Raw genomic sequence first — 12,793 nt, 5'->3', positions numbered from 1 at the left:
CTAAGTGTTCCATCCAGTTATATTCCAAAAATAACAAAAAAGTTAAAGCAAGCAGGAATCATAAAAGCCTGTGAAGGTACAAATGGTGGCTATATGCTGGCAAAACAACCGGAGAATATTTCTCTGATGGAAATTATATCGTGTGTAGAGGAAACAATGGCAATTAATCGTTGTTTGGAAGAAGATCGTTTTTGTTCCAGAAATTTAGAAGATACCTGCAAGATACATAAAATATTGTTGAGTTTGCAGAATACATACAATAATAAATTAGAGAGCGTAAAAGTTTCAGATGTTATCCGCCCTGGAGAAGATGAATATTTTGGACGATTTTATGTTGTATTAAAACTGAACTTGAAGGAAAAAAGCTACGAGTGTGTATATTCACATATCCGTGAAGTGTATGAGAAAGTAAGGAAAACAAAAAGTTATGAAGAGTTCATAAATCAATATATAGAAAGATATGTGTATGCTTCTGATAAAAAAATGGTTCATGACTTCTTATCAAGTGAAGGATTAGAAGAAAAGCTGGTTGATGGATGTATGGAAAAAGATCTTCCATATCGCAGAATTACTGGAAAAGATAAGAATGCATATGTTTGGATGGAAGCAAAAAAATATATAGATGCAAATGAAAATACTGCAATTATTACCTTACACAATGAGAAGATTGTCCAGAACACGGTTATAAAGATGGAACAGGAACTTGTAAAGAAAGAGCAGGATATGGCAAAGCAGTATTGGGATATAGTATCACTTTTAACTACTGTATTGAATCATAATCAGCTAGTTGAAGCAGGGTATCAAGATGATATCAGCTTCTATACAAAACAGGTATATCTTCAATTGCAGAAAAAATATCCGGAATATGGGATTACAGATGAAGAAATTTCGTCAGTAGCCCATTTAGCGCCGATTCATGATATTGGAAAGATAAAAGTGCCAATTGAAATTTTAAATAAGAATGGGAAATTGACAGATGAAGAAATGAAGGTAGTAAAGCAACATCCATTAGTAGGTGCAGCGATGACCCAGAGATTCCCAGAGGGGATAACAACGGAAAAGCTGAACAAATATAGCTATGAAATATGCAGACACCACCATGAAAGATATGATGGATCAGGATATCCTGACGGTTTAAAAGGGAATGCAATTCCTATGTGCGCACAGGTCGTTGGAATTGTTGATGCTTACGATGCATTGATCAATGATCGTCCATACAAAAGAAAGTATGAACCTGAAGAAGCAATACGGATGATTTCAAATGGTGAATGTGGAGCGTTTTCCAATCAGCTGATGCAATGCTTTCAGGAGGCAGCAAAGCAGCAAAACTGGTTAAAAAAGAAAAATTAAAGTAACAAATGAAGGCAAAAGATTAGAGGTTCAGATATGAAGAAAAAAAGAAGGATAGAGAACAGAATTATCGCAGTAATACTATGTATGGCTATCTTATTTTCTCAAGTGAATATTGCGGATGCAGCAGATCTGAATCCATCAGGTACCAACACGAGTCAAGTGGTCCTTTCTGATGAAACCAATATGAGTAATGATGAAGCATCAACCGAATCTACAGTTTCAAATGAAATAAATGGCACCACGGAGTCCGAATCTTCGATATCGGAGGAAACAAATGAAAACTCGAAGAATAACGAATCGAAATCTTCCAATGAAAATGTTAAAGCAGAATCAACAGATAATATAGATGCTTATTATAAGGATAGTAAAATATGCATTTATAATTACGAGCAGTTAAAACAGATAGGTTCGGATGCCTATGTATATACAGGGGATAAGGACGGAACGATTGGTTCTGGAGATGTAGTAAAGAGTGAAGGCACAGAACTGAAATACGGTGCAGATGCTCAGTACATTTTGATGAATGACATCCAGATGAACTCGGAACAGATGTGGTTAGTACCGGATTCATTTACCGGAACTATCACAGGTACGAAACTAGAAGAAAACGAAACACCAACGCTGTATGATAAGGAAACGGATACAATCTACATATACAATCCATATCAGTTAATGGTACTTGCACAGGAAGAATCTGAAACAGAACCAGTTATGTCGCTGGATTATGATGCACCACAGTTTGGTATGGGGCAGATGATTTATCCGGATGGAGAAGATCAGGAGTATCTGACTTATAGTAAGTCTCATAATTATGTACTGTCGCAGAAATTTAATTCAGATAAGCCGGAACTGGTTGCAGATCAATTGACAGAAAAAGCGGCGGATGGAGTTCAATGGCTAGATGGTGAGCATGCGGATGGAAGAACAAAACCGGGGCAGTTATACGTGGAGGTTTCCGGGAAAAAATATATTTTGATTGGAAATGAGTCACAGCTGCGGGCGATTGGAAGCAATAAGAGCGTAACTCCGAGACTATATGTTTATTACAGACAGGGGGTAGTGAGCGGATTACTTGGTGAAAAGCCTTTCTACACACCATACTATCCAGGCGATGCGGATCTTGGACTTGATGCTGTTGCTGCAGAAGGGGCAACTACCCATCTTTCTGGATTACAACAAAAGCCAGATACAGTGAAAGGTAAGAACTCTTATCTATATTATGAAGAGAATGGTAAGTATAAGCTGGCAGATGTCGATTTGACAAGCGATGATATTGTTACGGGTCTGTTGAAGGGAGTAAGCGGACTGTTAGGGACATTATTGGGTAGTCTTACAGTAGGAACTGGTAGTTTATGTGGCGTTAACGACCAGGGGCTACCTGACAATAAAACAGCGAGTCTGACGAAGTTAAAGCAAGAATATGGTGGTTTAAAATATTCATCCAATGCAAATTACATCATTTTCCGAGATATTGACTTATCAAAGAATGGTGTGAACTCAAATAATGAAGATGATCTTTGGACGCCACTTATGGTATCTGGTGATATCGTCGGTGCCAAGCTTTCCGGCGGCGAGACGAAGTTAGCAGATGAGAACAGTATTCTGGCAACTGGAAGACCTGTAATTTCTAATGTGAATGTGAACCAGACAGAAGAAATGGATGGTTCTAAATATATAGGAATTGGTTTTTTTGGAACAGTTACGAATGAGGTTAATGTAAACAAGATTGGTGTCAGCGCCGGAACGGTCTCAGTATCAAACCTGGAATTACAAAATGTAAATGTACAAAACAATACGAATACGCATAAAAATACACAGACTATAATAAGTGGACTCACATCGGGGCTTGGATGGCTTGTAGGAGGTGTAGTTGATTTATTAGTAGGAGTTTTAACATTTGGAAACGTAAAACTGAATTTGCAAGATACATTATCAGCACTTTTAAATGCAAGAGCAAAGGATCCGACGATTTATGCAACAGGTGCATTTGCCGGAAGAATTGTTGGAGATGTTGCAATCGAAAATTGTGATGTGACCGGAACTGTTCAGGTATCGAACATCAATGACCGGACGGGTGGATTTGTAGGATATACAGAAGGAGTTACACAGTACAGTGGTTTATCAGAAGTGTTAGGTGTATCAGCAGATGCTTTATCATCTCTGTTAAATGCAATTCCAGGTCTTGGACTTGGAGATTTGATTACTATTCTTTTGAAAAACGCATTGCCAGTAAGCAAGCTTATCCCAACCGGATATAAAAATGTAAATATCAGAAACTGTAGTGTAGAGGGATTGGCAGGAACTATCGGACAAAACGATAAGAGTTATATCGGTGGTTTTGTTGGACAACAGGTTGGAACGGACATACAGAACTGTTCCGTAAAGAACAGCACTTATGCGATAACATCAAAAGAGTATGGTGGAGGTTTTTCCGGAATCTGTCGGGATGCAGATATTCAGGGAACATTGAGCGATGTAGGTATTGAACTGGTTCGTGTAACTCAGCCACAAAGTTTGCTTTTGAATTGCAATCTTACGGATAGTAATGTCACAGTAGAAGGCGAGAATTATCAGGGAGGAATTACCGGAGCACAGACGAATAGTTATGTCATTAACTGTGGAGCGACCGGAAGCATATCAGTCAAAGCAAGTGGAAATTATGCTGGTGGTGTTACCGGAATTGCAACAGTTGGATGGGTAACAAACCTTGGCAAAGATGAAGTGGCAAATACAAGTTTATTAAAGACAGTAGGAGATCTTCTGACAAAACTGTTATCCAGTAATCCGGATCAGGCAGGTATGCTGCTCTCCCTTGCAGGAATCGCTCCATCGGCAATTCTTGGATGTAATATGAATTGCCAGATGATATCAGTAGAAGCCGGTAAAAGTTATGCTGGAGGAATTCTTGGAGGTGGAGATGGCGTTTATCTTGCAGAATCCAGTGCCGATTATCTAAATAAACTGTCCTATTGGAAATACGGAGCTTTGGATACAGGAAATGTATCACAAAGAGAAAATATGTTAAATGGACTGGAGAGTGTAAAAGCAGGAGAACATCGTGTCGGAGGAGTTGCAGGAAGTGTAACAACTGCAAGTGTAACGGGTCTTTTAAATAACACATTAGGAGTTGGAAGCTTTCTGGGATTTACAGTACATAGTGTTACAGTAACGGGCGTGGATGCCGGGTATGCAGTAACAGCAACCGGTAATTATGCCGGAGGTGCTTTGGGAGAAGCGATTGGCGGCGATGTACAGAGTGTTACTTTACATCAGTTAAAGTCAGTGACAGCTAAAAACCGATGTGGAGGTTTTGTAGGCTGTGCTGGACCGGGTGATCTTGCCGGGGCAAATGGATTGACAGTGAATCTGTTAGGACTGAATCATTTATTAAATGTCAGCAATCTCCTGTCTGTTGCAGAAGGAATCCGGGTAAAAATCACAGATGCTCATGTTGATGGAATTACGGGCGGATTTACGGTACAGGCAAAAGGAAGTAATGCTGATGGAGAATCGGTTGATTATGTAGCTGGAGGATTTATTGGAAAGAGTAATAGTTGCGAAATCAGTCAGTCAGATGTAAAGAATTTAAAAGAAGTGACAGCAAATGACACAGATGGAAATGCTGGAGGTTTTATAGGAACATCTTCAACAGGTGGACTTGCTGATGTAGCAGATGAGACAGAGATAAAAGCTTTGATTAGTGCGAATGGATTATTAAATGCAGTGAAGTATTTAATCCCTTCCTATACACAATGTACAGTCAGTTATGTGTCTGGTGGTGGAGTAACTGCTGATACAGCCGGAGGATTTGCTGGGAGTTTTCAAAGTGGAACTGTAAACAATCAGGCAGCAGGCGAGGGCAATTATTACAGCGTATACAATCTGGATCACGTCAACGGACAGTCCTATGCCGGAGGATTTGGTGGAAATGTTTATTCTGGAGCACTGGCTCAGGCAGGAAAAGGAATTAGTATTCTTGGAAGTATCAACGGGCTGAATATTAACATCGGAGATCTGGTAAATCTGATCAATGCATATATTCCGTATGTTCAATATGCAGGAATACAATCAAAAGAAGGATTTACCGTTACCGCAAATACGATAAAAGCAGCTGACAGTAATTCTGGAAGTGCCGGAGGATTTATCGGATATGGAAGCGGTGTACAGGTAAGCACCTGTGATGTATCGAACCTGAAACATACAACTGTAACTACACCGAAAAATTTGGAAGATACAGATGGTTCCAGCTACTTTAATACAAAGCAGAGTGCATATGCAGTAACCGGTGCAAGATATGCCGGAGGATACATTGGCTATATGGATATCGGTTCGGCTGCATCAGTTGGAAAAGGCTTGAGTGTTCTTGGAACAGCAATCGGAATCAACGATGTACTGGATGCATTAAATGTTGTGGTTTCAACGGTAGAACATTCCAATGTTACTGGAAATGCTGGAGGCTTTGCGGTTATAGCATCTACAAAGAATACAGAGTCAGATGCAAGTGCAGATGATGTACTTGGAGATGCCGGAGGATTTGCCGGAAAGATATCAGGTGGACACATACAGGATTCAAATTCTTATAATTTCTCATATGTGATCGGGCAGATTACTTCGGGCGGTTATGTTGGAGATCTGGAACCAGGAAATGTTGCCAGCGTTCTCGGAGATGCCAGCATTTTGAATGGACTTGTCAGTGTGAAAGATAGTCTTGCATCCGTTGCACAAGATTTTGTACCGACAATCCGGAATAGTTCTACTACATGTATTCCATGTGGTGGCGCAGTAAGAGCAGAAGCAGAATCCACGAAATCTGTTCAGCGGGGATTAGCCGGTGGTTATGCAGGACATAACGAAGGCGGTCATATCTGGGGAAACAATACTAAGAACTGGAAAGGAAACAAATATACAGGACCGACAAGTACCTGTGAAGCAGTTCGTATCCGTTCGGTCTATGGTGCAGAAATTGCCGGTGGATTTACCGGATTGATGGAAGCAGCCGATACCGCAAGTGCAGGCAATCTTTCCCTTTTGTGGGGACTGGTTAAGGCAGACAATATTCTGGGAGCATTGAGTATTGTATACCCGACAGAAGAAAATACAGCCGTATATGGTCCACTTGCCAAGATGGATTACAAGACTTGGAATTCATGGGTGGAGCATGTAGGAAAATACGGTGGCTATGGAAGTGACCTTGCGAAAAATGGAACGGTGGAAAATCAGGAAGCTTTAGATGCAATTTTAAGTAAATATGCTTATGGCTATCAAGTTGTCGCAGGAAGAAGCCAGTATCGGGATGAAACAACATTAGCCAATGGAGGAGCCGCCGGAGGTTATGTTGGTTCTATGAAGACAGGCACCATTACCAACGGAAATGCTTATCAGACAAAAGCAGTAAAAGGATTACGTTGCGCTGGAGGGTTTGCCGGAGAGATGGTAAACGGAGGAGCAGCGAACCTTGGAGGAGTCAGTATCCTCGGATTAAAATTAGAACTGGGACAGATGCTGAATGTACTGGATGTGTTTGTACCCGTCATTAAGCAGTCTTCCGTGGAGGGATATCAAAGTGGTCTGTCTGTTCAGTCGAATGGAACAGATACCAGAAAAACATGCGGATATGCCGGTGGATATATCGGACGCATGATCGGTGGACAAATCTGGGGAGCTGATACAGCAACTGTCTGTCAGGTCAGCAAACTGCGACGTGTAGATGGAACCAGTTATGTAGGAGGATTTGTAGGAAGTTCCAAACCGGGAAGCGTTGCTTCTGTTAATACGACTGCGGGAGAAGACTTATTAAGTAAATTGCTGAATAGTCTGATCAGTGCACCAGCAGATTTAATTAAAGTTTTGGATGCGACAGTTTCCACCATCCGATATGCAGATGTAAATGCCTGGGATGATTGGGGAATCATCGTAAATGGTGCTTATGCGGATGGCAGTAAAAATACAGCCTATGCAACAGCCGCCGGAGGATTTGCCGGAAGCCTTTCTGGAACAGTATTGGGAAAGAAAGATACCGAAGGTTCAGGACCGGTAGTAAATGGCATTCGATCTGTAGTTGCTGGAGAATATGCCGGTGGATGCTTTGGTGTTGCTGACGTGGCTGGAGTTGCCAATATCAGTGCAGGAAATGAGACCTCGCTTCTTGATAAATTATTAAAGCTTGGAAGAACCGATGTGCTGGATGCGTTTAGAAGTTATGTATATTACGGAACTGTAAGCGGAAGTAAGGATGCTGGTTTAAGTGTCAGTGCAAACACAGCGATAAAATCCGGACAGAACAACCAGGTTACATATAGCGGAACAGCCGGAGGTTTTGGCGGCTCATTGCTAAATGCTTCTGTGAAAAACAGTAAAGTAACAGAATTAAGTAATGTAACCGGACCAAACAGTGTCGGTGGTTTCATTGGTTATTCTGGTAAGAGTGGCGTAGTAGATGTCAACAAATTAGATGTTCTGGGCGATAATATGGGACAGCTTTTAGGCGGTGCACTAGGTGTTTTGGACGTTTTTGGCTCTCATATTGATGACAGCATGGTAACTGGTATTGATGGCGGTTATACCGTACAGAGTACTGGCGGAGAAGAACAGATTGCCGGAGGATTTATCGGATATGCGAATCTGGCTCGAATGGCAGGTTGTAATGCCGGAGATCAGAAGGAGCAGACACATGGATTGAAACAGGTCGCATCCGGTGGAACAGCCGGAGGATTTGCCGGAAGAACGAGTTTTGCTTATCTGGCAGATGTAAAACTGGATTCCACAGTTGTAAAAGCAGTGGTTACGATTTTAAATCAACTTGTGAAAGCATTGTATCTGGATAAGATACAGGAGTCGGATTTATTAAATATCAATCTTGGTATTATCAAAGTACAGGCTCTATATGAAGGAAATCTTCTTCATGTGAATTTGCTGGGACTTGATATTTCCGTGGCTCTGGTAAAACAGTCGGCAGAAAATAAGCAGGAAACCGATTTTGCAGTGATTACGATCGGAGATTCTACCATCAAGCTGCCATGCAACAGTGATGGAATTATTGATAAAGACAATGATTTAGAGTCTACCATTAGTATCAACTTAATCAAGGCAAACCGGACGAAGATTACAGACAGTAATGTCTATGGTATTTCTACAGGATATGATGTCTATGCCGGTGGTGCCGGAAATGATGCTGATGGAACTGCGGAAGATGGACGAAGCGGAGGATTTGTCGGGTTCAACGATGAAGGACTTCTTCAAGATAATAACATGTATTACTGTGATGTGGTCAGGGGAACAAAAGACTTGGTTGGACCGTTCAGTGGAAAGAGTGATCTGAGTTCTGTCTACAGTTTCAATACAAAGAAAAACGTGGAAGGCGAAAATAATATTTATCGTATTTACAGAAAATTAGATGGAACACTGGATGAGATTAAGAAAAGCTCTCATATCCTGAACAGTAAATATGAAAAGGATGATGCAAGTGGATGGAATATTTATTCCATTGAGCATATGCAGACCGTCGAAAGTTATGACACTTTAAAGGATGCAGAGCTTGCCAGTGATCAGGGAACGAAAACAGCAAATCTGGACGCCTATGTGTCACCAGCAAAAGCAGTATTGATGGCAGATACTAAAACAACATTGAACACAGGAGAAAGTGATACTCCGGAGCCATCCGAGTCACAGGATCCATGTGATGAACATATCAAGCTGACAATCAATAAAGTTTGGAAGGATCTAAACAATCTGGATAAAAAACGTCCGGGTAACATTACGGTAACGATATCTCGTACATGGAAAGATAAGGCAGGAAAGGAAATGACAGAAATAGTACCAGATTACGAGAGTTACAAAATAGAAGGTTCCATCGATAAATCTAAATGGCAGGAGGTGATAAAGGAACTCCCGGCATACAAGACAGATGGAGATGAAATTTATTATTACACGTATTCCATCACAGAAGCAAAAGTGGATGGTTATACAACAACGGTAAATACATCCGATGATGGATTTACGTTCAATATAACCAACAGACATTTTCCAGGACTCCCGGATACAGGAGGTTATGGAAGCTATCTTATTTACCTGATAGGTATCCTGCTCTTACTGGTTTATCTTGCAATGCGATACAAAAAAGCAAAGGAAACCAGAAGGCAGAACAGCTATAAAAACTTTATTCTAAAGAAAAGGAGAAAACAGCTATGAAAAGAATGAAGAAAATCATGGCAATGCTGCTGGCAGCAATTATGACAATGGCTATGGCAGTAACGGCATTTGCCGCAGACACAACAGGAAAACTTACAGTAAATGTAAAATCAGGACAGACACTCACCGGACAGACAATTTACCTGTATAAATTATTTGATGTAACAGAATCTGGCAGTGGAGCCACAAAGAACTATGCTTATACGATAAATACTGCAACTGGTTACAAAGATGCAATTAAATCAGCACTTGGAAGTAGCACTATTACTGACACTTCTACAGATGCAGATTATGCGGATGAAGTAGCAAAACTTGGAAAAAATGACCCTGTTGAAGTGCAGAAGTTTGCCAATGCATTTACAACTTACGCATTAACAAATAATGTAACAGCAACAGCAAAATCTGGAAAACTCACAGATACAAACAAAGATTCTTATGATTTTTCAAACTTAGCATACGGTTATTATCTTGTATATGTAACCGGTGGAAAACAGATTCAGGCTTCATTAGTAACAGTTGACTCTGATTCAGCTACAGTTAATCTGAAAAGTGAAGCTCCAAGCATCGAGAAAAAGGCAGACAAAACTTCAGTAGAAATCGGAAATGTAGTTACCTATACAGTAACAGGTTCTATTCCGGATACTACAGGATATGCTCAGTATACATACAAAATTAACGATACATTATCAAATGGTCTTGATTTTGTGAATGATGTTAATGGAACTGCACTTGCAGAAGATGCTACAACAGTTAAGGTTGCAGTTGCTTTTAAAGATACAGATGTAACAGATGCATCTACAGCACCTACAGCAGCAACACTGGATACAGACAATCATAGAAAGATGACACTTGACCTGTCCTCATGGGTTAGAGAGAATCAGGGAAATAAAGGCAAAGAATTTACTGTAACATATTATGCAAAAGTAAATGATAAGGCTGTTGTAACAGAAAAGAACAGCGCTAAATTGGAATATGGTAATGATCCAGACAATACAACAGAGACAACACCAAGTGAAGCAAAAACACCTACATATCCACTGAACATTAAGAAAACAGATCATAAAACAACTGAATTATTAGCAGGTGCAAAATTTAGCCTTTATACAGAAACAGAATATAAAAAAGATGCGGCTACAAGACAGGCTATTAAAGTTACTGGAACAGATGGAAACTATGTAGTAGATCCAACATCTGAAAACACAGTATTTGAATCTGCGGCTACAAAAATTGGCGAGAATGAATGCAATCTTCATGTCAATGGTCTTGCAGAAGGAACATACTATTTAGTAGAGACAGAAGCTCCAGAGGGTTATAACAAACTGGCAAAAGATGTAAAAATTGTCATTACAAAGAGTACAACAGGTGATGAAACAGAATGGACTCTTTCCAAAGATGACAATGACGAAGCTGATAAGATCATCGATATCGAAAACAGCACAGGTTCTCTTCTTCCATCAACTGGTGGTAAAGGTGCAATCGCATTTGGTATTATCGCTGCAATCCTTGTATTTGGTGTAGTAGTAAGCTTTATCCGTGATAAAAGAAAAGCAGCATAATGTTAAGAATAATGGGCAAGAAACATAAGACAGAATAAATGGAATCTGCGGGTATCCTTTTGGATAGCCGCAGTTCCGATATAACGATAGGGAGAATGCAATGAAAAGTAAGAAAAAAGGTAAGATTACAATAAAAGATATTATTCGTTTACTTGTGCTTTTGGTTGCATTCGCCGTGTTATTATATCCGACATACAGCAGATACTTGAACGAAAAGAATGGTTCCAAAGTTGTATCCTATTATGATGAGGAAAGTGTAAAGTTAAGTAAGGCAGAAAAAGAGCAGATGTTGAAAGAGGCGAGAGCATATAATAAGGAAATGCTTGGAAATATTGATTTGATTGATCCATTTTCGCAAGAAGATGTGGAAATAGATGCTCGTTATGAGGGACTGTTAAACGTAGATGGTTCTGGAATGATGGGATACATTCGTATTCCTAAGATTAATATAGAACTTCCAATTTATCATGGAACAAGTGAAGCTGTGCTACAGGCAGGTGTCGGACATTTCTGGGGTACGTCTCTTCCTGTAGGTGGAGAAAGTACACATACAGTTCTGACCGGACATAGAGGTCTTCCGACAAAAACACTATTTACCAATATGGATAAACTAGAAGTAGGGGATATTTTTTACATTAAAGTTTTAGATGAAACCCTAGCATATCAGATTGATCAGATATTAACGGTTTTACCGGAAGAGACAGATGGGTTATCTATTGAATCAGGCAAGGATTATGCTACACTTGTTACTTGTACACCATTTGCAATCAACACACATAGACTTTTAGTACGTGGAGAGAGAATACCTTATGAAGAGGCAACGAAGCAAGAGCCGGATACAAATATAAAACCAGAGTTATCTTTTACTGCTAAAGTCCTGATTGTAACAATTATAGTAATTTTTATAGGGCTGATGATTGCTATAATTTATAGTATACGAGATAGAAAAAGGAGGAAAGTAAGGTGAGAAAGAAGATAAGAAGTATTCACATTATTTTATTCGTTATGCTTTTTCTTGTCGGTAGTTTTATAGATATTTCAACAATCCATGCTGAAGCAGGAAGCAGAACAGGAAGCATTCAAATTATTTACAAGGGGAGAAATAGTTCGGATAAAGAAGTGACTCTTTCCGGAGCAAAGTTCTCGATAATTCCAATTCAATATATGAAAAATAATGAGCTGGTCTGGGAAGATGGTTTTAAAGATTCAGGTATATCATTACAAGATACCAGTGCAGAAGCAAGAGAAAAACAGGCAAAACAATTGTTTGCATTTGCGAAGGAAAATGATATTTCCGGCTTAATGCAAGAAACAGATAGTTCGGGACGCACGAGTTTTGGAGAATTGGATGAAGGAATTTATCTGATTGCACAGATTGGAAATGTGGAAAGTGGTACAGATAAATTTGAATCTGCGCCATTCCTTGTTAATATTCCATCTGAAATCAATGGGAATGTAGAATATAATGTAACGATAGAGCCAAAAGCTGAATGGGTTTCACCAGAAACACCACCGAACAATCCAGACAAGCCAAAGGATCCGGCACCTTCAAAACCTGATAAGCCAAATACTATTCAGAAAATAATAAACACGGTAAAAACTGGAGATACAACAAATATAGTTGCATGGTTTTTAATAGCGTTTGTTAGTCTTGGGTTGATTGCAGGATTTTATAAAAAGAGAAAAATGAAGTAGCT

Annotated in this window: 5 protein-coding genes; all 5 read left to right on the top strand. The window is 39.7% G+C overall.

All coding sequences use genetic code 11. From position 1 onward, the window contains the following. The coding region (locus PG766_RS02465; RefSeq protein ID WP_270590339.1) for an Rrf2 family transcriptional regulator at positions 1–1,350 on the top strand (1,350 nt) is incomplete at its 5' end. Positions 1,351–1,386: 36 nt separating this feature from the next. Beyond that, positions 1,387–9,540, top strand: a complete 8,154-nt coding sequence (locus tag PG766_RS02460) for a Cna B-type domain-containing protein (protein WP_270590337.1) — start codon at positions 1,387–1,389, stop codon at positions 9,538–9,540. Continuing rightward, a complete protein-coding gene (locus tag PG766_RS02455; protein WP_118199240.1) occupies positions 9,537–11,096 on the top strand; it encodes a SpaH/EbpB family LPXTG-anchored major pilin in 1,560 nt (519 codons plus the stop codon). The genes PG766_RS02460 and PG766_RS02455 overlap by 4 nt, the downstream gene beginning before the upstream one ends. A 100-nt stretch (positions 11,097–11,196) precedes the next feature. Beyond that, positions 11,197–12,063, top strand: a complete 867-nt coding sequence (locus PG766_RS02450; protein ID WP_118199239.1) for a class C sortase — start codon at positions 11,197–11,199, stop codon at positions 12,061–12,063. Then, positions 12,060–12,791 (top strand): hypothetical protein, encoded by a 732-nt coding sequence (locus tag PG766_RS02445; protein ID WP_118199238.1) that lies wholly within the window; start codon positions 12,060–12,062, stop codon positions 12,789–12,791. The genes PG766_RS02450 and PG766_RS02445 overlap by 4 nt, the downstream gene beginning before the upstream one ends. The last annotated feature ends 2 nt before the right edge of the window (positions 12,792–12,793 follow it).

This window comes from Coprococcus sp. LG101-27, assembly GCF_027695515.1.
Classification (GTDB): domain Bacteria; phylum Bacillota; class Clostridia; order Lachnospirales; family Lachnospiraceae; genus Allocoprococcus; species Allocoprococcus comes.
Note: the sequence above shows the minus strand (reverse complement) of the source record. Positions and strands in the feature narration are given on the sequence as shown.